The sequence below is a fragment of the Cupriavidus sp. 01L43 genome (assembly GCF_056399925.1).
The window spans coordinates 85,537-106,711 of record NZ_JBFTSH010000007.1 but is presented as its reverse complement, the minus strand read 5'-3'; the positions used below and the strand labels follow the sequence as shown (position 1 = coordinate 106,711).

The following is a 21,175-nucleotide window of genomic DNA, read 5'->3' as shown; positions in this document are numbered from 1 at the left end:
TTGACTACCTTTAATATCAAGCGCAGCCCCCCGCTCCAAGCGGAAAATACGGTGATCTTCGGACACTGGCATGGCGCCTGTTTACATCGCTATTGCCTGCCTCGTGGTGATGAGTATCGGGTAATGTCGGCGGTTTCGCAGACGAGAACTAAGGATCCGTCGTCGGGAAAGTGTCGGCTTTGGCCAGAGTGGGCCCAGCGCGTCTTGCGACGCGTTTCGACGATACGCCTTCGCCTAGCAGGGGTGTTGCGTCACGGGGGGATTTTTTGGTGGATGTCTGAAAATGAAGCTCTCCTGTTTCAGGTTGTGATCCCTTTTATATTCCGCCTCCCACTCCCAGAAAAATCATCTGGCTCGATCTCACTTATCCCCCTGTGCCAATAGCGCTCCCCATGAACGAGTATCATAGCCCAACGATAATCGAGTTCATGTGCCCGTACGACAATGGCCATATAAGCCTCTAGAGCCCTCTTCACGAGCCAAGAATCCATAATTATTTTTTCGGCCTCGTACTCCCTCTTTTCCGAATATCTAACCATGATTGCCTTTATGATTGACACCCAGGTTCGAAAATTAAAAACGACGCCTTGCCGGGGATCGTGGTCATCGATGATGACGATGCCATCGACAATTTTGCGTTCGTCCATCCTAGCAGTCCTCCTGTTGGCTTTGTCGAAAATCAAGATCCCCTTCGCGGAAAATCTGCATCAGCAATGCTAGGTTGGTGCGTCATCGTCAAATTCGAAGCTTTCGGCTTTGAGGTTGCGGTCTTTTCTGTACTGGGCATTCCATTCTTTATAGCCTTCCGGTTCGTTTGTGTCGATTCCCCTCAACCAATATCCCTCCCCATGGGCATAGAGCATCGCCCAATGATAATCTACCTCATGGGCACGTAAAACTACAGCCATATAGTTTTTCAGGGCGTTTTCTACTAAGGGCGACTCAAGAAGAATGGTCTTGGCTTCGACCTCATTTTTTCCACCATACTTGACCATAAGTCCCGCGATAATCTCCACCCACGTATGAAAGTTGAAAATAACGACTTCCCTCGGGTTCTTGTCATTAATGATTCGAATACCATCGACAATCCTTCCTTCGTCCATCATGACTAACAATCCTCCCTCATGGATGCATTAAATATTGAAATCGCCTTTGCGGAAAAAACTGCCATCTGGCAGCCACTACTTTTCGGATAAGCACCACTCTCTTTTACTGCTAGTGGGTTTTTAACCATAGGCCCGCTTATCGCATCGTACCCATGAGAAAGCGTACCCTTACGGCCTCGCGTGACAAAATCAGCCCACTCCGAGTCTGCAAAATCGAATACTTTTATATTCAATTTCTGTAATTCCGCATCCGGAACGGCAAACGTGGTAATGGTTGGGCGCTTATTTGAACGCCAATCCTCTGCTTGCGCCCTATCTGTCGTCACATAAAATCCTCTTTTTCCTGCGGGGTTAAAATCCAGATTTGCGCGACTCCTTGCAGGATCAATTCCCCCTTTAATATCCCCTGCATGGTAGAAAGTTGTTGTCTTTTCAAGGGCTGAAAGTCCGAGGGGATCGAGATACTGCACCGGATTCGGTGCATACGCGTAGGCATTAATCCCGCCTTCCAGCCCAATCGGGTCCTTGCTGACAAACCGCCCGCTTACCGGATCATAGTACCGGTGCCGGTTGTAATGCAGCCCTGTCTCGGGGTCGTAATACTGGCCCTGGAAGCGCAGTGGGTTGGCAATGCCTGCCTTGCGCGCCGCTTCGGAGATGACCTCGCGCGCGGCGCCCCATGCCTGGTACTGCGCACTCCAGGCAATTTCGCCGGCTTCATCGGTCAGCTCCTGCGGTGTGCCGAGGTGATCGCATTGGTACCAGGCGATGGCGTCGAACGGCTGCGGGGCGATGTCCTCGGTCCAGAGCGGATCGTCATCGATATCGTAGTCGCCCGCGTAGTCGGGCTGGCGATGCAGGGCGATGGCGGCATGGCGCACCGCCTGCGCCAGCGGTACGAATGTGCCGGGCTCGTAGAGATAGTGCGTGCTGCGTCCAGGCTGGCTCTCCCACGCCAGTTGGTCGCCATCCCAACCGAAAAGCGTCACGCCGTGGGCGGATGACGACTTGACCAGCCTGCGCCCGAGCGCGTCGTAGATGTATTGCACCGACTGGTCCGCAGTGCGGTAACCGACCAGCCGGTGGAAGGCATCCCACGTAAAGGACCCGGTCACGCCATGGATCCGGCGCTCCGTGAGGTTGCCGCACTCGTCCCATTGATAGTGGGTGCCCGCGTACTGCCGGAGCAAGTTGTCCACCAGCCTGGGGTGGCCGGTCAGGCGGCTGTCGGTGGCCCGTCTTCCATGTGCCGAAGTGGCTTCATACAGGCGCGTCTCGGGATCATCGAGCAGGTTGCCGGCCGGGTCGAAGGCGAACGTTTCGCTGCCGAGCGCGCTGTGCGCATCGAGCAGCCGCCCGACCGGGTCATAGCGATATCGCAGCGCGCCGCGCCGCATGTCATGGATGCCCGATAGCTGTCCCACCGCATCGTACTGATACTGGCGGTGCAGCAAACGATGGCCCGCCCGCGAGCCATCGACGTGAGACAGCGTCTGTTCCATCAGCCGCCCCGCCGGATCGTACGCCTGCGCGTGGGAGAGCCGATTGCCCTGTGTGCGAAGCACCTCCCGGTGCAAGTCGTCGCGCTCAAGATGGACCAGTTCGCGGTCATCAAGCATCACGCCGTGCACGTGGCCCGCGCCGTAGGTCAGCACGGCCACGCGGTGCCCGTCCGGGCGGATCGTGGCGATGCGCTGGTGCAGCGCGTCGAACTCGTGCCGCCAGACCGCCACCAGCGGCTGCTCCAGGCACCGGTAGTGCTGATGTTCGCGCACCACATTGCCCGCGGCGTCGTGGAACCATTGCAGGCGGCTGTCCGCGTTCTCGGCCAGAATCATGCGGCCGTTGCCATCGTAGGCGAAGGTCTCGGCCTCGCTGCGCCCGACCTGGCCTTGTCGATCCAGCCGGCCGGCCTCGCGGCGAATCAGGCGACCAGAGGCATCGAACGCGTACGTGGTTTGCAGTTGCCCGGCATCGACGCTCCGCGCCATTCTGCCCGTCGCCGGGTCATGGTAGTGGCGCGTGGTCCGGCCGTCGAAGCCGGTTTCCTCAAGCAGGCGCCCCACCGGGTCGTAGTGGAACTCGGTCCTCGCGTCGTTCTCGTTGACGAGCGTAGTGAGCCGTCCGAGCTTGTCCCACTGGTAGCCAAGCATGCGGCCCGCCGCGTCCGTGCGCCCCGCTATCAGGCCGGCCTCGCCGTAGTGCCAAGTCGTGCGCCGGTGCAGCGCATCGGTATGCGCCAGCAAACGACCTTCCGCGTCGCGCTCGAAGGTTTCCGCGCGCCCATCGGGATGGCTGACGCTGGCCAGTTGGCCACCCTCGTACTGGTACTGGGTGGCCTCGCCTGCCGCATTGGCGAATTTCACCAGTTCGCCGCGTGCGCCGTACTGCCAGGTGCTGGTCTTGGTCGAGCAATCGGTGTAGCTGGCGAGCTGCCCCGAGGCGGTGTAGGCCAATTGCTTCCTCCCGCCCCGGGCGTCGAGGATCTCCACCAGCAGGCCTGCCTGGTTGTAGGCGTATTCGGTCTTGTGTCCGAGCGGATCCGTCTCCTCGATCAGGTTGCCCCGGTCGTCATGACGGCGCTGCCACAGCCCACCCTCGGCGTCCCGGATCCCAATGAGCTGATCGGCGTCGTCCCAGGCGTAGTGCACCGCGCTGCCGTCCGGGCGCAGGTGCTCGAGCAGGTTGCCGCGTCCGTCGTAGGCGAACCGGTCCACGGCGCCGTCCCCATGCACATGCCTGACGACATGCTTGGCCTCGTCGCGGAAGAACCATTCGGATAGTCCGTCGGGATACCGGATCCGATAGGTGTAGCCGAGGATGTCGTAGTAGTGGCGGGTTTCATGGCCGAGCGCGTCGGTTACGCAGGTCACGCGGATGTCGGGGTCCCACGCCAGGCGGGTATCGAAGCTGCCGTCGTCGGCCCACTCGCGTACGGCCCGTGCATCCGGTCCGTCGCCGTGCCACTGCAGGTTCGTGCCGCGCCCGGTGCGGTCCGTGTAGCGCGTGAGCAGGTGATGCCGGTAGGTGTAGTCCCAATGGGCGGCGTTCTCGTCCTGCGCCATCACGAGATCGCCCGCGTCGTCGTAGGTATAGCGCGAGAGCTGCCGCACGAGCTGGCCGTCGACGATCTGCCACAGTTCGGCAATGCGCCCGGCCGCGTCGGGGCGGATGCCGATATGCGCCAGCGTCGCCGCTCCCTGATAGGCGATCACGTCCGACAACACAGTGTCGCCATGAACGCGATGGTCATAGTGCAGCGCCACGCCCGCGCCGCTGCGCAGCTCGATGCCGGTCAGACGGAAGCGCTGCCCGTGAAGGCGATAGGTCTCCTGACCCTCGAAGCCCCGAGCGAGCGTCAGCGTGTTCTCCGACACCCGCACAAGCGTGATGTTCTCGATCGGATCGTGGTGGAACTTGCCGATCTCGGGGAGCGGATAGGCATGGCTACGGCCATCGGCCGCGTGATACACCACCCCTTTGGACGCCCGATCGAAGCAGGTGGTGTACGGGGTGATCCAACGCGCGCCGCTTTGGTTCGATATACCGGTGTCGTAGGCGGCGAGGCTCGAGCGGTAGGTACGCGTCCAGGCAAGCGGCAGCTGCCCCGGCAGGATGAAATCGGTGTGCGACAGCGTCTCGTCGCCGGTGGCGAAGCTGATGCTGCGCCGGCTGCCGGACGGCGCCGGGCAGTTCCGGCAGCCCGGGCTGCCCCGTGCTGGCGCCTGACGGCCGATGGCGCCCAGCTCGCCATCCTGCGCGCGTTGCCGCGCCTCGCTGGTGTGTTTCGGGTGAACATTGGCGCTCTGGCCGGCGCGCCGCTTCTGGCGCCAGCGCGCCACCGCCTGGGCAAGTATCGCCAGCAGCCAGCCGAGGCTGTGCGCGGCCCGCGGATCAGCCAACTTCGCCAGTTGCGCCCGCAGCGTCGGGCCCATCTCGCGCAAGGCGCCCGCGCTGGCCGCCACCTGCTGCCGCATCTTCTCGGGCATCGCGAGCCGCACCGCCTTGTTGGCCCCCGCCTTGCCCGCCGCCTTGTGGGCATCCCACACCGCGCCAAAGACATTACTGATGGCCGCCCGGGGGTCGTTAAGCCACTGCCCGGCTGCAACACCGGCTCGCGTGCGGGCCGACCGCGCACTGCCGGCGGCATCCAGCTGGCCCAGCGCGACGGCTTCCATTCCGCCGGCCATCTCGCCCAGCAGCCTCTCGCCCAACGCGCCGGCATCGTCGAGGATGGCGCCCAGCTTCGTCTGCGCCTGCTGCACAAAGTCGTCGAGCTCGCCGATGATGGTGGCGTTCAAATGTCCGACCAGCACCTCGATCAGCCCATCGCCAAGTGTGGCTGTGGCAGCCTGGCGCAGTTCCTGACGAACCAGTGCGAGCGTGGGCCGCAGGCTCATGCGTGCCGCTGCCATGCCCGGTGGCAACGGCAGCACGCCGATCAGGTTGATCCCGAGGCTGGCCCAGTCGAGCACATCGCGCGAGCGGCTGCGCATCAGCACGAAGATGTCGTTGAGTGCATCGACCAGTGCCATGATGTTGCCTAGCACGGGCAAGCCACCGGCCACGGTCTGGATGCGCGCCAGCGTCACCAGCCCGCCACTGGCCTGCCGCAGCCACGCATCGACCTGCGCGGCACCCCGGCCCACATCTTCCACGTCGATGGTATTGAGCGGGGCCACTGCTGTCTCGGGCGGGCGCGGAGCGGGCGAAGGTCTCGGTTCGGGCATGGCTTGGGGTATTGGCGATGGATGGGCTTCGGCGGGAATCAGGAAACAAACCCCGGCGTGGCGATCGAAGGCCGCGTGGGATGCGATACGGCCTTGGCCAGTGTCGGCACCGGCATCGACGTCTGCACTGCCTGGCCCAGCAGTGACTGGGCGCCGGACAGGCCGAATTCCGCCAAACCATCGGGAATAGTCTTGACCGCCGCGGCGAGCTGTCGCGCGCTCTGCAGCGTCTGGCCAAGCTCGCTGGCCCGGCTCGCGGCAGCGCGCACCTGTTCCGCGACAAGCCCGGCGGCGCTCTGGGCCACCGCACTGTCTTCCTCCGTTCGCGCCACGCGCGGTGGCCATTCCGGCTGGCCGACATGACTGGCCTCGACCCAGGTATCGGCGGGGTCCTTGCCGAAGCTCACCGTGGCAGGGCCCGGTGCGAGCCCACTGACCGCCGCGAAGCCCTGAGCGTTCAGCCGGCCGGCCACGGCCTTGCCCAAGGCATCCTCCACGCGGAACTCCCCGCCGATGCCGGTGTGGTTGGCGTAGCGGTTGAACAGTTCGAGATTGCCTTGCCCGGGCTTGCGCGCCGGCGGGAACGCCACGGCGCCGCGCTGCGCGGTGATCAGGGCATAGCTGGCGGTGCGAATGACATACGCGGCGCCCGTGCGATGCGTGATGCCGCCCGCGCCATAGGTGGTGCTGCTGCCGCCACCGCTGATGACGAGCTCCTGTCGGGCCGACAGCGTGATCCGGTCGGCGGTGGCTGTGATCCCGAGCCGGGCCAGCAGGTTGATGCTGTCGCGCAGCGCACGCAGGTCGATGTCGCCGCCGGCCGCCACCAGCCGCCACCCCATGCTCTGGATGAAGATCCGCACTCCCCGGCTCGCGCTGGCCAGCAGCCGCTTGCCCACGGCAAGGCTGGTATGCCCACCGCTGGTAAGCGCCAGATGCTCGCCCGAAGCGAGGTGCGTCGAGCGCGCCGTGGTGGCCTCGATGCCGGCCGGGCTGGCCAGCACAAGGTGCGGCGCGGACAGTTCCGGAAAGCTGCCGGCATCCGCATTGGCAGTTCCTGTGCCGTGGATGTCCTCGTTTTGCTGCTGGATGGCGCGGGCCACTTCGGCGTGGTCGGCCTGGTCGGCCGCGTCCTGCGCCGCGTGCTGCTGCGCCAGTTCGGCCAGCGTTTCCTGCTGCGCGCGCGCCACGGCCAGCCGCTCCACGGTCTCGCCCATGTCCTTGTGATGCGCCCGGGCGTTGGCACGTCGCTCGGTGGTCAGCAGCATGCCGTGGGCGCGCACGACGCCCTGCCCGTCCGTGCGCAGTTCGAAACCCTCGCCCCGTTTGTCCTTGCGCCCGGCGCCGTGCAGCACGCGCGTCAGAAAGCCGAGGCCCAGCCACGAGGTCTGATGGCCGCTCTGCAGCTGGGTCTGGATTTCTCCCTGGGTATCGTCCTGGACAAAGGCGTTGGCCCGCTCGCCATGCAACTCCTTGCTGACAAAGCCGGATAGCGCGTGCTGCGCCGGCAGCGGCCACTGCGGCATATTGAGACGGTTCGGTACACGGCCGGTGACGATAGGACAATCGGGATCGCCATTCAGGTGCTCGACCACCACCTCCTGGCCGATGCGCGGCACGTGCACCGCCCCGAAGCGATTGCCCTGCCACGCCGAAGACACCCGCACCCAGCATGAGCTGTTGGCGTTGCGCTGGCCGATCCGGTCCCAATGCATCTGGATACGGATGCGCCCGTACGCGTCGGTCCACGTCTCCTCGCCCTCCGGCCCGACCACCGTGGCGGTCTGCGGGCCGCTGGTGCGCGGCTTGGGCAGGGTCCGCTCGGGCCGGAACAGCACGTTCGTCGGCTGCGCCGTGAAGGCGACCTCGCAACGCCACTGCTGGCCCATGCCCGACACTTCGGGGACATCTTCGATCTCAAGATCGGTGCCGAGGATCAGGTACTCGCGATTGGCCTTGTCCTGGACAAAATGGCTCAGCTTGAACGTGCATCCGGGCACCATCGCGCGCACGTGGCCGCGTCCGCTCGCCCGACTGCCGTGCTGGCGGAGTGCCTCCATCCGCAACTGGGCGAGATGGCCGCCTTCGCGCCACGGGTCGTTGTCGGTGGCGGGCTGGCCATGGTCGCCCGGATATTCATAGATCTCTGCCTCGGCATGCGCGGTATCGAGCGGCGCCGCCGAGCGCACCGCCAGATCCGCACCTGGCTTGACGAAATCGTAGTCGGAGCTGGCCCATTGGCCGGACACGAGGCGGTCGTGCAGCACGAACGCGTGCAGGCACTCCTCGTCGATGCGGTCCGCGCTGCGCTGCCAGCGAATGGTGTGGTAGGCGGGGCTGGTGTATGGCGCGAAGGCACTGTTGGCATCGGTCAGCACCAGCCGGTGCTTGCCATCGCTGTGCGCGATGTGCCAGGAAATGCCCCACTCCTGGGTCAGGCGCTGGAAGAAATCGAAGTCGCTCTCGCCGTACTGGACCTGGTATTCACGGCTGGGGTAGCGGCCCACGTCGAGGCGCCATTCGATGGGGAAGGTGTAGGCGGAGAGCAGCGCTTCGAGGATCCCGACCACGGTCTGTTGCTGAAAGACGCGGAAGTTCGTGGTCAGCGTGGCCAGCCAGAGCCACGGGCGCAGCGTCAGGCAGTAGGCGATCTGCCGGCCTTGCGGGATCGGGCCACGCACGTCGGTAATCAGCCCCGTGATCTCCCGCGTGCCCACGCCGGTGCGGCCAACTGGCCCGGTGCCGCTGCCATCGAGTTCGATGGCCACCGTCAGTTCCTGGCCGCGCAGGGCCTGCGTGTCGAGGTTCGCTGCCGGACCGGACGGCGCATACCGGGCGTCGGGCGTCTTCAGCTGCACTTCGTATTCGAACAACTCGCACAGCCGCTCCGTCCCGGACAGCCGCGAGAACACCAGCGCCGGTGCACCCATCAACGTGGGCAGACCGGCGCAACGGACAGAGACGGTACGGGACGGCGACGGCGAGGGGTTGCGCATATCGGAGCATGTCGACACAGGATGAAGGCAAGGCGACGGCTGCATCGGCTGCTGCGCGGCGCAGCCAGCACAATGCGGCGAAGGCTCGCATCATCGAATATGACAAGTTCGAAAGTGCGCTTAGATAAACTTCAATGAGATCTGCATGACTTCAGATGGCGGCCAGGAACCCCCAGCGCCAGGGAAGCGGCGGCCCATGTTGCGGATCGTGCGCCGGGCTCTATACACTACAAGCGTCCCGGCCCCCCCCTGAAGGTGATCGCCCCCATGCTTGAGGCCCTGCGAAATACAACAAGCGCGCTGTTCGACCCCGATCGCCGATTCCGCCAGGCCCGCATCTTCCACGCCACGCGCGTGGCGCTGGCCCTGCTGGTGTCCATCGCGCTGACCACCGGCATCAACGTGCCGCATGGCGAATGGGCGTCGATCACGGTGCTCGTGGTCATTGGCGGGCTCCAGCATCACGGCAATATCCGCCGCCGCGCCGCCGAGCGCGGGGTGGGCACGCTGATCGGCGCCTTCGTCGGCCTGTTCCTGATCCTCCAGGAAAGCTACTTCCGCATTCCGCTGCTGACCTACCTGCTGATCGCCGTGGCGTGCGGGTATGCGGCTTACCATGCGGTCGGCAAGGGGGGATATATCGCGCTGCTGGCTGGCATTACGGTGGTCATCACGGCCGGCCACGGCGACCAGAACGTCTATGACGCGCTCTGGCGCACGGTCGATGTGATGATCGGCACGGCCATCGCGCTGGTGTTCTCGTTCGCGCTGCCGGCCTATGCGTCATATTCGTGGCGTTTCAAGCTGGCCGGGCTGCTGCGCGCCTGTGCGGCCGTGCACGCCAAGATCGAGCGGGGTTTTGCGGATGAGAGCGAGCGGCAGCAGGCCATGATGAAGCTGGGCCCGCCGCTGGTGCAGCTGCGCAGCCTGATCCCCTCGGTAGCGAAGGAAACCGGCACGCTGCCGGCGGATCTGGAGGAGGTCCAGCACTGCGCGCGGGTGTGCATCAGCGCGCTGGAGATGTTGGCGACGATTCCGCCCGAGAGCATCGATGCCTGCGGGGACGAGCACTGCATCCGCGACCTGCTGCTGGAAATTTCCAGCGCGCTGGAAGCCGGCGACGAGTCCATGGTTCGCCAGAACATCACCCTACCGGCGCCGCACCCGGACGATCCGTCCATCGGCCATAGCTCGTTCGCGTTCCTGACGCTGCAGCTGTCGGCCGAGCTGGGCCATCTGCGCGACCATCTGTCCCAGATGGCGGCGCAGCATCACTTTCCCTACGCCACGCGCTGAATCGGGCTACTTCCGGTCTGTCAGTGCGATGCGCATGGCCAGCGCGCCAAGTACGGTTCCCATCACATAACGCTGCGCACGCAACCACCGCTCGCTACGCGACAGGAATGCGGTAATCCCGGACGCCCCCATCACCAGCAGTAAATTCACCGCGCCGCTGACGCCGATCTGCACCGCGCCCAGTTGCAGGCTCTGCCACAGCACCGAGCCCTGCTCGGGATGCAGGAACTGCGGGAAGAACGACAGGTAGAACATCGCCACCTTGGGATTCAGCAGATTGGTGACAAAGCCCATGCTGAACAACTTGCGCGGTGGATCGTCGGGCAGCGCCCGGGCCTGGAACGGCGCGGCGCCGCCGGGGCGCACCGCCTGCCAGGCCAGCCAGAGCAGGTAGGCCGCGCCGGCCAGCCGGATGGCATCGAAGGCGAATGGCACCGCCATCAGCAGCGCGGTCAGCCCCAGCGCGGCGGCCATCAGGTGGACCACAAACCCGAGCAGCACGCCCGCCAGCGAGACCAGCCCCGCCGCTCGGCCCTGGCACAGCGCGCGGGACACGCAATAGATCATGTTCGGCCCCGGCGTCAGCACCAGAACAAGGGCCGCCAGGGCGAAAAAGGCCAGGTCGTGCCAGTCGAGCATGTCGGATTTCCTTCAAAAAGGGCGACTTCGGGGGATCGGGCCATTATAGGGACGGGGGCCAGCGTCGATTGGATACAGATCGGCATGACTTTCGGGCCGATCTGTACAGCACCGTGTACAGCCCCGGGCACCGTGTCGGACAAACTCGCCTTGCCGGGGCACCGCCGATGGGCCACATTGGTCTGTGACGCCTCCTTGCCTCCCATGCCCATCCTCGACACCCGCATCCGGCACGTCCTCCAGCACCCCGGGCGTTTCATCCTGACCACGCTCCGGGAATTCCGCGCCAACCAGGGCCTGCTGCTGGCCGGGGCGGTGGCGTACTACGCGCTGCTGTCGATCGTGCCCTTGCTGATCCTGATGCTGATTGGCCTGTCGCACGTGATCGACCCGGCTCGGCTGCTCGATACGCTGGCGCGCTATCTGGAATGGCTACTGCCCGGGCAGTCGCGCGCGCTGGTGGCCGAACTGGCGCGCTTCATGGACCACCGCGCCCTCGGCTGGGTGCTGCTGGTGACGATGATCTTCTTCAGTTCGCTGGCCTTCACCGTGCTGGAGAACGCCATGTCGGTCATCTTCATCCATCGCGTGGCCATCCGGCGGCGGCATTTCCTCGTCTCGGCCATCCTGCCCTATTGCTACATCCTCGTGCTGAGCGTGGGACTGCTGGTGGTAACGCTGGTGGCGGGCGGGCTCCAGACCATCGGCGAACGGCACCTGGAGGTGCTCGGCCATGAATGGTCGCTGGACCGCCTGTCCGGCACCCTGCTCTACCTGCTCGGGCTGGCCGGCGAGATCCTGCTGCTGACCTCGATCTACCTCGTCATGCCGGTGGGCCGGCTGTCCGTGCGCCATGCGCTGGTGGGGGCGGTCTTCGCCTGCGTGCTCTGGGAGGTGTCCCGCCACGTGCTGGTCTGGTATTTCGCCACGCTGTCGCAGGTGGGGCGGGTGTACGGCTCCCTGACCACGGCCATCGTGGTGCTGCTGAGCCTGGAGATTGCCGCCACGCTGCTGCTGTTCGGCGCCCAGGTCATTGCCGCCGTGGAGCGCTCCGGCGTGGACCCTGCGCCGCAAGGGTTCCACACCTAGCCGTCAGTCGGCAATTTGAAGGAAGATGACCGACAATTGACGGACTTGCAGGCTTGATGCGCGACAGAGACGACTTCGACATCTGAATGCCTTTGCATACATCCGCGCAAAAACCGCAATGGTTCGCCCCTCCCGACACCAAAAATAAGGCAAAATTCGGGTCTTGCCCCCGGCTGTGACCCACCCGGGGCATTTTCCAACCTGATTCTTGATGCGAGATAAGCAATGAGTACCCAGCAGCCAACCATCATCTACACCCTGACCGACGAAGCTCCGCTGCTGGCGACCAGTGCCTTCCTGCCCATCATCCGCACGTTCGCAGCCCCGGCTGGCGTGAACGTCGAGACCAGCGACATCTCGGTGGCTGGCCGCATCCTGGGCGAATTCCCCGAATTCCTGACCGAAGAGCAGCGCGTGCCGGACAACCTGGCCGAACTGGGCCGCCTGACGCTGCTGCCGGACACCAACATCATCAAGCTGCCGAACATCAGCGCCTCGCTGTTCCAGCTCGTCAGCGCGATCAAGGAACTCCAGTCGAAGGGCTACAAGATCCCCGACTACCCGGAAGATCCGAAGAACGACGAAGAAAAGGCCATCCAGAAGCGCTACTCCAAGTGCCTGGGCAGCGCCGTGAACCCCGTGCTGCGCGAAGGCAACTCCGACCGCCGCGCACCGGCCGCCGTGAAGAACTTCGCCCGCAAGCACCCGCACAGCATGGGTGACTGGAGCATGGCTTCGCGCACCCACGTGGCGCACATGAAGCATGGCGACTTCTACCACGGCGAAAAGTCGATCACGCTGGACCGCGCACGTGACGTGCGCATGGAACTGGTCACCAAGAGCGGCAAGACCATCGTCCTGAAGTCGAAGGTGGCCCTGCTGGACGGCGAAGTCATCGACAGCATGTTCATGAGCAAGAAGGCCCTGCTGGCCTTCTACGAAGAACAGATGGAAGACGCGCGCAAGACCGGCGTCATGCTGAGCCTGCACGTGAAGGCGACCATGATGAAGGTGTCGCACCCGATCGTGTTCGGCCACGCCGTGAAGGTCTTCTACAAGGACGCCTTCGCCAAGCACCAGAAGCTGTTCGACGAACTGGGCGTGAACGTGAACAACGGCCTGGTGGACCTGTACACCAAGATCGAGGCCCTGCCGGAGTCGAAGCGCGAGGAAGTCATCCGCGACATGCACGCCTGCCACGAACATCGCCCGGAACTGGCGATGGTGGATTCGGCCAAGGGCATCTCGAACCTGCACGCACCGAACGACGTGATCGTCGATGCCTCGATGCCGGCCATGATCCGTATCGGCGGCAAGATGTGGGGCGCCGACGGCCGCACCAAGGACACCAAGTGCCTGATCCCGGAATCGACCTTCGCCCGGATCTACCAGGAAATCATCAACTTCTGCAAGACCAACGGTGCCTTTGACCCGGTGACGATGGGCACGGTGCCGAACGTCGGCCTGATGGCGCAGAAGGCCGAAGAGTACGGCTCGCACGACAAGACGTTCGAGATTGCCGAAGACGGCGAGGCCCGCATCGTCGACAACGCCACGAATGAAGTGCTGACGGCGCTGACGCAGAAGGTCGAGCAGGGCGACATCTGGCGCATGTGCCAGGTCAAGGATGCCCCGATCCGTGACTGGGTGAAGCTGGCCGTGACCCGCGCCCGCAACTCGGGCACGCCGGCCGTGTTCTGGCTGGACCCGTACCGTCCGCACGAGGCCGAGCTGATCAAGAAGGTGGAAACCTACCTGAAGGACTACGACACCAACGGCCTGGACATCCAGATCATGTCGCAGGTGCGCGCCATGCGCTACACGCTGGAACGCGTGATCCGCGGCCTGGACACCATCTCGGTGACCGGCAACATCCTGCGCGACTACCTGACCGACCTGTTCCCGATCATGGAACTGGGCACCAGCGCCAAGATGCTGTCGATCGTGCCGCTGATGGCCGGTGGCGGCCTGTACGAGACCGGCGCCGGCGGTTCGGCTCCGAAGCACGTGGCCCAGCTGGTGGAAGAGAACCACCTGCGCTGGGATTCGCTGGGCGAGTTCCTGGCCCTGGCCGTGTCGCTGGAAGAGCTGGGCATCAAGTCCGGCAACGCCCGCGCCAAGGTGCTGGCCAAGACGCTGGACGCCGCCACGGGCAAGCTGCTCGACAACAACAAGAGCCCGTCGCCGAAGACCGGCCAGCTCGACAACCGCGGCAGCCAGTTCTACCTGGCCATGTACTGGGCCCAGGAACTGGCCGCGCAGAAGGACGACGCCGAACTGGCCAAGACCTTCGCACCGCTGGCCAAGACGCTGACCGACAACGAGAAGACCATTGTCGGCGAGCTGTCGGACGTGCAGGGCAAGGCAGCCGACATCGGCGGCTACTACAAGCCTGACTTCGACAAGCTGGACGCGGTGATGCGCCCGAGCAAGACGCTCAACGCGGCCCTGGAGGCCGTGAAGGGCTGATGACTGCTCCCTCCGCCCCGGCACCCGGGGCGGAATCGCCGGAACGGCCGGACCCGCGCAATGCGTGGTGCCGGCCGTTTTTGCATTGACCACCAGGCAAGCCACATCGTGCAGGAATCCCCGCATGCCCTCGCCGCCGCCGGCCTAGACAGCACCGCCTTCCTCGCGCTGGCGAACGCGCTCGACCAGGCGTTCTGCATCATCGAGGTGATTTTCGACGGCGACCGGGCGATCGACTACCGCTTTGTCACGGTCAACCACGTGTTCGAGGCCCAGACCGGCCTGCATCAGGCGCAGGGCCGCAATATGCGCGACCTGGCGCCCGGGCACGAGGCCCACTGGTTCGAGATCTATGGCGAGGTGGCGCTGCGCGGCCGTCCGCGCCGCTTCGTCGAGCAGGCGCGCGCGCTGGACCGCTGGTTCGAGGTCCACGCCTTCCGCGTGGGCGATGGCGTCCGCCCGCTGGTCGGCATCCTGTTCCGCGACATCACCGCCCGGCGCGAGGCCGAGGCGGCGCTGCGCAAGACCGAAACCCAGGCGCAGCTGGCCGTGGCCATCGCCCGGCTCGGCACCTTCCGGCAGGACACGGAAACCGGGCTGGTCTACATGGATGCGCGCATGCGCGAGCTGCGCGGCGGCGGCGAGGCCGAAGTCATGCCGCTGGCCAAGACCCTCCAGCGCGTGCACCCCGATGACCGGCCCCGGCTGCTGCAGGCCGTGGAAACCGCCATCGCCACGGCCGACGAGAGTGGTGGCGGCGGCTTCGAGGTGGACTACCGCATCCTCTGGCCCGATGGCAGCGAGCACTGGCACGCGGCCAACGGACAGGTCGAGTTCGAGGGCGAGGGTCGCCGGCGGCATCAAGCCAATGTGCTGGGTACGGCGCTCGACATCACGGTGCGCAAGCAGGCCGAAGCCATCCTGCGCGAGGCCGACGCCCGCAAGGACGAATTCCTCGCCACGCTGGCCCACGAGCTACGCAACCCGCTGGCCACCATCCACAATGCGCTCCAGCTCCAGGCCGCCGCTGCCACCCGGATGGACGCGCCGCGCCTCCAGGCCATGCTCGACCGGCAGGTGGAGCACATGATGCGGCTGATCGACGAGCTGATGGAAGTCTCCCGCATCACGCGGGGCGTGATCGAGCTGAAGGTTGAGCCGCTCGACCTCGCCGACGTGCTGCGCAATGCCGTGGAGGCCGCCCGCCCCGCCGCCATCCAGGCGGGCCACGTGCTGACGCTCCAGCCGGCCGACACCCCGCTGCCGGTGCTCGGCGACGCGGTGCGGCTGGCGCAGATCCTCGGCAACCTGCTGGCGAACGCGGTGCGCTACACCGACCCGGGTGGACGCATCGACGTGCACGCGTGGCGCGACGCCGCCAGCATCCACGCCGCCGTGGCCGACACCGGCATCGGCATCCCGCCCGGGCATCTGGGGCGGCTGTTCGCGCTGTTCGGCCAGTTCGACAAGAACGCGCCGCGCTCGCAGGGCGGGCTCGGCATCGGGCTCGCCACGACGCGCAAGCTGGCGCAGATGCATGGCGGCGACGTCCAGGCCACCAGCCCCGGGCTGGGGCTCGGCAGCACCTTCACCGTCTCGCTGCCGGCCAGCGATGGCCCCGCTGCGGCTGACGACGCGAAAAGCCGGCCCGGCTCGCTGCCCAACCCGGTGCGCGTGCTGGTGGTGGACGACAACCGCGATGCCGCCGACAGCGTGGCGATGCTGCTGGACATGTACGGCGCGACCGCCACGGTGGCCTACGATGGCGCGAGCGCGCTGGAGGCCCTCGCCCAATGGTGGCCGGACGTGGTGCTGCTGGACCTCGGCATGCCGTCGATGGATGGCTACGAGGTGGCCACGCGCATCCGCCAGACCTGGCGCGACCGCCCGGTGATGCTGGTCGCGCTGACCGGCTGGGGCCAGGCCGCCGACCGCGACCGCACCCGCGCGCATGGTTTCGACGCCCACCTCGTGAAGCCGGTGGGGCTGGAGGCCTTGCTGGCGCTCCTCGCCAATTGCGGCGGCGCTGCATCGCCCCCTAAATAGGCACTCTTCGTCATACGTCACGGCCATGGTCTATGGTGATAAGCCCAAGACCCAGCGGAGCGAGTGCCATGGCATACATCGACGGATTCGTGCTGGCCGTGAAGACGGCCAATCGGGAAACCTACCGGCAGGTGGCGCAGAAGGCGTCCACCGTGTTCAAGGAGCACGGCGCGCTGAAGGTGGTGGAGTGCTGGGGCGACGACGTGCCGGAAGGCAAGGTCACCTCGTTCACCATGGCCGTTCAGCGCAAGGACGACGAGGCGGTGGTGTTCTCGTGGATCCTGTGGCCGTCGCGCGAGGCGCGCGACAAGGGCATGGCCGCCGCGATGGCCGACGAGCGGCTCAAGGAAGGCATGGATCCGATGCCGTTCGACGGCCAGCGCATGATCTTCGGCGGCTTCGAGGTCATCGTGGACGCCTAGCGGACGCCCGGCAGCAAGGTGCGCTCCACGGCCTCCGTGAGCGCCTGCAGCACCCGGCTGTCCTCGTCCGCCTTGCGCGACACGAGCGAGATCTGCAGCGTCGGCGCGTCGGCCCCCAGCCGCACGCGCCGCACCGGGTAGCGGTCGCAGACCGTCGGGTCCATCAACTGCACCACGGAAACGCCCAGCCCCGCGCTGACCATGGCGACGATGGCGATGACGCTGTCGAACTCCATCGCACTGCGTTTCTCCGGCATCACCCCGTGCACGTACCGCGCCGCCATGGCGCCGGTGACGGTGGCGCGGTCGTAGCGGATCCAGTCGTAGCGGGCAAGCAGCTCGGCCGCGCTGGCCTCCCCGGCGTCCGGCGGGGCGATCAGCACCATCTCCCGCGTGCCGACCGGATGCCAGCGCAGGTTCGCCAGGCGGCCAGTTTCGGGCCGGGCCACCACCGCCGCATCGAGTTGCCCCGCCTTGACCAGATCCAGCAGCCCGGCGCTGCGGCCGCGCACCGGCCGCACGCGCAGCTTCGGGTAGTGGTCGCGCAGGTAGCGCAGCGTGCCCGGCAGCAGCACCGGCTGGATCGATTCGATCACCCCGAGCCGCACCGAACCCTCCACGGCCACGGACACCCGGCGCCGCAGCGCATGGAGGTAGCGCAGCCCGCCCTCCATGGCGGCGGCCACCTCGCGGGCCACGGCGGTGGGCCGTACCTGCAGGCCGGATCGGTCGAACAGCGGCTGGCCGACATACTGCTCCAGCTGCTTCATCTGCATGCTGACCGCGCTCGGCGTGAGGTGCATCGTGGCGGCAGCCGCCGCGAACGAGCCCTCCTCGATCACGGCAGCGAGGGTGGCGAAGGTCTCCAGCTTCATCAGTTTTCCTTATCAGCGACGTCAAGGAACGTCACTTTTTCTTAGCTGTTCTGAAGCTTAGACTGGCTGCACGACGTCATGCAAGGCGCCCCCCCAGCGCCCGCACCCAGACGTCCCTTCCATAAGACTCCGAGACACCGCCCCATGACCGCCTATCGTCCCACCGCGTGGCTGGCCGCCGATGCCGACCGCGACACCTCCTGGATCCAGCGCCTCTCCGCCGCCGAAGTGGCCAGCTTCGACACCGCTCTCACCCACGCCATCGCGCTGGACAAGCCGCTGCTGGAGATGACCGCCGATGACTTCCCGCTCGACGCCGCCGCCCGCGACGCGCTGGCCCGCGCCATCGACACCACGCAGGGCCGCTGGGGCATGTGCCTGCTGAAGGGCTTTCCCGTGCACCGCTGGACCGAGGACGAGACCCGCCTCGCCTACTGGGGCATGGGCCTGCACATGGGCGTGGCGCGCACGCAGAACCGCGCCAGCGACTTCATGAACGATGTGCGCGACGTGGGCGCCGCGTACAAGGGCAAGAACGGACGCGGCTACAACACCAACGCCGGCCTCGACTTCCACACCGATTCCTGCGACGTGGTCGGCCTGCTGTGCCGCCGCGCGGCCCGCAGCGGCGGCGCAAGCAAGGTAGTCAGCTCGATCGCCCTGCGCGACGCCATGCTGCGCCGCCGCCCGGACCTCGAAGCCGTGCTCCACGCCCCGTTCCACTACAGCTACCAGGGCGCGCAGGACCCCGCCCAGCCGCCGCACTATGCCTGCACCATCCTCGGCAACCATCCTTGGGCCTTCGCCATGCGCACCAACCGCAAGAACGTGGTGGCCGCCCAGCGCGACTTCGACGATGTGCCGCGCCTGACGGCGGCCCAGGAAGCGGCCCTCGACGAACTGGACGCGCTACTGACCGACCCGAGCCTGTGCTTCTCGATGCAGCTCGAACAGGGCGACCTGCAACTGCTGAACAACTATGTCACCGTGCATTCGCGCACGAATTTCGAGGACTACGAGGAGTTCGACCGCAAGCGCCACCTGCTGCGGCTCTGGCTGGCCGTGCCGGGCGCCCAGCCGCTGCCGGACGAGTGGGCCGACTACTTCACCGACGTCCGCGCGGGTGCGGTGCGAGGCGGGCTCCGTGGCAGCGCGCGCAGTGCCGAGTTCGACGCCTACGAGCGCCGCCAGGCCGCCGCACTGGGCATGCCGCTGATGCCGTGGGCACCGGCCACCCAGCCCGCCACGGCCTAGGCGCCAGCATCGCCCCACAAAAAATACAAAGATAAATACGGAGACAACCATGGAACGACGCGATTTCCTCGCGCTGCTGTCGGCGGCGCTGATCCTGCCCCCGGGTCTGGCGCGGGCGGCGCCGGCCGTCACGAAAGTCCTCGTCGGCGCCACGCCGGGCGGCGGCACCGACATCGTCGCGCGCTCCCTGTCGGCCGAGCTGGAGCAGCGGCTCAAGCATCCCTTCATCGTCGAAAACCGGGGCGGCGCGGCCGGCAATATCGCCGCCATCGCCGTGGCCAAGGCGGACCCCGATGGCGGCACGCTGCTGCTGAGCTACACCAGCCACGCGATCAATCCGGCGCTGTTCGAGAAAAAGCCATTCGACGCCATCAAGGACTTCACGCCGATCTCGCTGATCGCCAGTTCGCCGCTGATCCTGGTGTCGCGCCCGGACCTTGGCGTCAGCAACCTGCGCGAACTGGTGGCGCTGGCGAAGTCGAAGCCGGGCAAGCTGAGCATCGCCGTGGCCGGCGTGGGCAGCGCCAACCATCTGGCGGGAGAGATGCTCAAGCACGAGGCCGGCATCGACATCGTCAGCGTGCCGTACAAGGGCGCCGGCCCGGCCGTGGCCGATGTGGTGGGCAGCCAGGCCGACCTGCTGCTCGGCAACGTGGCCACGGTGCAGCCGCTGCTTGTGGCCGGCAAGCTCAAGGGGCTCGGCGTGAGCAGCCCGCAGCGGCTGGCGGCGTTCCCGAACCTCGCCCCGATTGCCGATCTCGTGCCGGGCTTCGACTACAGCTCGTGGTACGGCCTGCTCGGCCCGGCCGGCATGCCGCCGGACATGGTGCGGGAACTGGAGACGGCAGCCCGTGCGGCCGTGGCGGCACCGGCCATGCGCAAGCGCTTGCAGGGGGAAGGTCTGGTACCGGTGGGGAATAGCGCCGCCCAGTTCGCGCAGTTCCTGCAGGCGGAAATCGCGCGATGGGCGAAGGTGGTGGCCGTCACGCACACACGCGTGGCGTGAGGCGGCAGATGTAAAGCCCGGGACGGTTAGCGGAAGCTGACCGTCACCTCATTGCTGCGCCCTTGCAGCGACGGCGCCAGGCCGCCGTTGCCCGGCACGCGGAAGGCGAATACGAAGCCCTTGCTGGCATCGTCGCCAACGAAGGCGTTGGTCTTGCCCTCGGCACCCGGCAGCATCACGCAGCGGTCGGCATTGCAGAGGTAGGCCTGCAGGTCCGGCGGCGGCACGCGCGTGAAGCTGTAACGCCAGCGCACCGCGGTGATGACGCCAGCCGACTGCGGCAGCACCCCGCCCGGCACGATCGGCGCGGACAGCGCGCGCTGGCCCCGGTTCGCAATCATCGGGCCCACCGCCGAGCCAGTCCAGGCATGGCGCGACGGGCCGATTTCGAGCGTTGCCTTCGTCAAGCCCTGCGCCGACAGGATCGCCGGCAGGAAGCCGCAGAGCGCGGCCACCGTCATCGACAGCCAGCCACGCATTACAGCAAACCCCGCAGCTGGTTGCGCAGGCGGGTAATCGCCTGGCTGCGGATCTGGCACACGCGCGACTCGGTCACTTCCAGCACCGCGCCAATCTCGCGCAGGTTCAGTTCCTGGTCGTAGCACAGCGACAGCACCAGCTTTTCCCGCTCGGGCAGCTTGTCGATGGCGCGGATCAGCGCCTCGCGCATGCCGGACTCCATCAGCACCGTCAGCGGGTTGCCGTCGTCGGTCACGCCGAGATGGCGGTCCAGGAAGTCTTCCTCGCCGGAGCGCTCGAAGTCCTCGTAGTGCAGCAGCTGGCAGCCGTAGACCTCGTTGAGCAGCTCCTGGTATTCGTCGAGCGCCATATCGAGTTCCTTGGCCACCTCGGAGTCGATCGGCGTGCGGCCGAGCTTCTGTTCGAGGCTGCGCTGGGTGCGCTCGATCTTGCGCGTGAACTGGCGCAGGCTGCGCGACTGCCAGTCGTTGGCGCGCACCTCGTCGAGCATCGCGCCTCGGATGCGCTGGCTCGCGTAGGTCTCGAAGCGGGCGCCGTGGTTGTCTTCATAGCGCTTGGCAGCGTCGAGCAGGCCGATCATGCCGGCCTGGATCAGGTCGTCGATCTGGACACTGGCAGGCAGCTTGGCCGCCAGTTGCAACGCGATCCGTCGCACCAGCGGCGCGTGTGACTTGACCACGTCTGCCTGTTCGAGCTTTCCCTGAATCGTATACATGGTGGAATTCTCGGTAATAACTTGGTTCGGTGCCAGCGCCCCACTTTCCTTG

Annotated in this window: 15 protein-coding genes; 7 read left to right on the top strand and 8 right to left on the bottom strand. The window is 66.1% G+C overall.

All coding sequences use genetic code 11. From position 1 onward, the window contains the following. Window positions 1–299 precede the first annotated feature (299 nt). From AC1DP9_RS14095 to AC1DP9_RS14080, 4 genes are all read right to left on the bottom strand, one after another. Window positions 300–647: a hypothetical protein gene (locus AC1DP9_RS14095; RefSeq protein WP_477107696.1), complete on the bottom strand. Its 348-nt coding sequence runs from the start codon at window positions 645–647 to the stop codon at window positions 300–302. A gap of 69 nt (window positions 648–716) precedes the next feature. Then, on the bottom strand, window positions 717–1,106 hold the full coding sequence (locus AC1DP9_RS14090; protein ID WP_477107695.1) for a hypothetical protein: 390 nt from the start codon (window positions 1,104–1,106) through the stop codon (window positions 717–719). A gap of 2 nt (window positions 1,107–1,108) precedes the next feature. Continuing rightward, window positions 1,109–5,836: an RHS repeat-associated core domain-containing protein gene (locus AC1DP9_RS14085; RefSeq protein WP_477107694.1), complete on the bottom strand. Its 4,728-nt coding sequence runs from the start codon at window positions 5,834–5,836 to the stop codon at window positions 1,109–1,111. 38 nt (window positions 5,837–5,874) lie between these two features. Further along, on the bottom strand, window positions 5,875–8,832 hold the full coding sequence (locus AC1DP9_RS14080) for a type VI secretion system Vgr family protein (RefSeq protein ID WP_477107693.1): 2,958 nt from the start codon (window positions 8,830–8,832) through the stop codon (window positions 5,875–5,877). A 267-nt stretch (window positions 8,833–9,099) separates the two neighbouring features. On the opposite strand from AC1DP9_RS14080, the gene AC1DP9_RS14075 reads away from it, so the two are divergent. Beyond that, window positions 9,100–10,128, top strand: coding sequence for an FUSC family protein (locus AC1DP9_RS14075; RefSeq protein ID WP_092295854.1), 1,029 nt, complete (start codon window positions 9,100–9,102; stop codon window positions 10,126–10,128). 6 nt (window positions 10,129–10,134) lie between these two features. On the opposite strand, the gene AC1DP9_RS14070 is transcribed toward AC1DP9_RS14075, so the two are convergent. Further along, window positions 10,135–10,767 (bottom strand): LysE family translocator, encoded by a 633-nt coding sequence (locus AC1DP9_RS14070; RefSeq protein ID WP_092295857.1) that lies wholly within the window; start codon window positions 10,765–10,767, stop codon window positions 10,135–10,137. 204 nt (window positions 10,768–10,971) lie between these two features. On the opposite strand from AC1DP9_RS14070, the gene AC1DP9_RS14065 reads away from it, so the two are divergent. From AC1DP9_RS14065 to AC1DP9_RS14050, 4 genes are all read left to right on the top strand, one after another. Continuing rightward, entirely contained in the window at window positions 10,972–11,856 is an 885-nt protein-coding gene (locus AC1DP9_RS14065; RefSeq protein ID WP_441592644.1) for a YihY/virulence factor BrkB family protein, read from the top strand. Between the two features lie 225 nt (window positions 11,857–12,081). Then, window positions 12,082–14,325 (top strand): NADP-dependent isocitrate dehydrogenase, encoded by a 2,244-nt coding sequence (locus AC1DP9_RS14060; RefSeq protein ID WP_092295863.1) that lies wholly within the window; start codon window positions 12,082–12,084, stop codon window positions 14,323–14,325. A gap of 108 nt (window positions 14,326–14,433) precedes the next feature. Continuing rightward, window positions 14,434–16,371 carry a hybrid sensor histidine kinase/response regulator gene (locus AC1DP9_RS14055; protein ID WP_477107692.1) on the top strand — a complete coding sequence of 646 codons (1,938 nt, stop codon included), beginning with the start codon at window positions 14,434–14,436 and terminating at the stop codon, window positions 16,369–16,371. Between the two features lie 68 nt (window positions 16,372–16,439). Beyond that, the gene (locus AC1DP9_RS14050) at window positions 16,440–16,793 is read left to right on the top strand and encodes a DUF1428 domain-containing protein (RefSeq protein ID WP_092295869.1); all 354 of its coding nucleotides are present in this window, start codon (window positions 16,440–16,442) and stop codon (window positions 16,791–16,793) included. Here AC1DP9_RS14050 and AC1DP9_RS14045 read toward each other — a convergent pair. Continuing rightward, window positions 16,790–17,668, bottom strand: coding sequence for a LysR family transcriptional regulator (locus AC1DP9_RS14045; RefSeq protein WP_477107691.1), 879 nt, complete (start codon window positions 17,666–17,668; stop codon window positions 16,790–16,792). The genes AC1DP9_RS14050 and AC1DP9_RS14045 overlap by 4 nt on opposite strands. A 144-nt stretch (window positions 17,669–17,812) precedes the next feature. Here AC1DP9_RS14045 and AC1DP9_RS14040 point away from each other — a divergent pair, with 144 nt between their 5' ends. Beyond that, window positions 17,813–18,922 carry a TauD/TfdA family dioxygenase gene (locus AC1DP9_RS14040; RefSeq protein ID WP_477107690.1) on the top strand — a complete coding sequence of 370 codons (1,110 nt, stop codon included), beginning with the start codon at window positions 17,813–17,815 and terminating at the stop codon, window positions 18,920–18,922. A gap of 49 nt (window positions 18,923–18,971) precedes the next feature. Further along, window positions 18,972–19,928 (top strand): tripartite tricarboxylate transporter substrate-binding protein, encoded by a 957-nt coding sequence (locus AC1DP9_RS14035; RefSeq protein ID WP_092295877.1) that lies wholly within the window; start codon window positions 18,972–18,974, stop codon window positions 19,926–19,928. Between the two features lie 26 nt (window positions 19,929–19,954). Here the strand turns inward: AC1DP9_RS14035 and AC1DP9_RS14030 are convergent, their stop codons facing one another. Together AC1DP9_RS14030 and AC1DP9_RS14025 are read right to left on the bottom strand one after the other, a co-directional pair. Next, on the bottom strand, window positions 19,955–20,407 hold the full coding sequence (locus AC1DP9_RS14030) for a flagellar protein FlhE (protein WP_255370854.1): 453 nt from the start codon (window positions 20,405–20,407) through the stop codon (window positions 19,955–19,957). Further along, the gene (locus tag AC1DP9_RS14025; RefSeq protein ID WP_092295880.1) at window positions 20,407–21,123 is read right to left on the bottom strand and encodes an RNA polymerase sigma factor FliA; all 717 of its coding nucleotides are present in this window, start codon (window positions 21,121–21,123) and stop codon (window positions 20,407–20,409) included. The genes AC1DP9_RS14030 and AC1DP9_RS14025 overlap by 1 nt, the downstream gene beginning before the upstream one ends. Window positions 21,124–21,175: the final 52 nt, after the last annotated feature.

What these genes read in the sequence shown, in the direction of transcription:
- AC1DP9_RS14025 (WP_092295880.1), bottom strand. Translation starts at nt 21,123, where the DNA reads ATGTATACGATTCAGGGAAAGCTCGAACAGGCAGACGTGGTCAAGTCA.
- AC1DP9_RS14085 (WP_477107694.1), bottom strand. Translation starts at nt 5,836, where the DNA reads ATGCCCGAACCGAGACCTTCGCCCGCTCCGCGCCCGCCCGAGACAGCA.
- AC1DP9_RS14030 (WP_255370854.1), bottom strand. Translation starts at nt 20,407, where the DNA reads ATGCGTGGCTGGCTGTCGATGACGGTGGCCGCGCTCTGCGGCTTCCTG.
- AC1DP9_RS14045 (WP_477107691.1), bottom strand. Translation starts at nt 17,668, where the DNA reads ATGAAGCTGGAGACCTTCGCCACCCTCGCTGCCGTGATCGAGGAGGGC.
- AC1DP9_RS14080 (WP_477107693.1), bottom strand. Translation starts at nt 8,832, where the DNA reads ATGCGCAACCCCTCGCCGTCGCCGTCCCGTACCGTCTCTGTCCGTTGC.
- AC1DP9_RS14075 (WP_092295854.1), top strand. Translation starts at nt 9,100, where the DNA reads ATGCTTGAGGCCCTGCGAAATACAACAAGCGCGCTGTTCGACCCCGAT.
- AC1DP9_RS14040 (WP_477107690.1), top strand. Translation starts at nt 17,813, where the DNA reads ATGACCGCCTATCGTCCCACCGCGTGGCTGGCCGCCGATGCCGACCGC.
- AC1DP9_RS14090 (WP_477107695.1), bottom strand. Translation starts at nt 1,106, where the DNA reads ATGATGGACGAAGGAAGGATTGTCGATGGTATTCGAATCATTAATGAC.
- AC1DP9_RS14065 (WP_441592644.1), top strand. Translation starts at nt 10,972, where the DNA reads ATGCCCATCCTCGACACCCGCATCCGGCACGTCCTCCAGCACCCCGGG.
- AC1DP9_RS14050 (WP_092295869.1), top strand. Translation starts at nt 16,440, where the DNA reads ATGGCATACATCGACGGATTCGTGCTGGCCGTGAAGACGGCCAATCGG.
- AC1DP9_RS14035 (WP_092295877.1), top strand. Translation starts at nt 18,972, where the DNA reads ATGGAACGACGCGATTTCCTCGCGCTGCTGTCGGCGGCGCTGATCCTG.
- AC1DP9_RS14095 (WP_477107696.1), bottom strand. Translation starts at nt 647, where the DNA reads ATGGACGAACGCAAAATTGTCGATGGCATCGTCATCATCGATGACCAC.
- AC1DP9_RS14060 (WP_092295863.1), top strand. Translation starts at nt 12,082, where the DNA reads ATGAGTACCCAGCAGCCAACCATCATCTACACCCTGACCGACGAAGCT.
- AC1DP9_RS14070 (WP_092295857.1), bottom strand. Translation starts at nt 10,767, where the DNA reads ATGCTCGACTGGCACGACCTGGCCTTTTTCGCCCTGGCGGCCCTTGTT.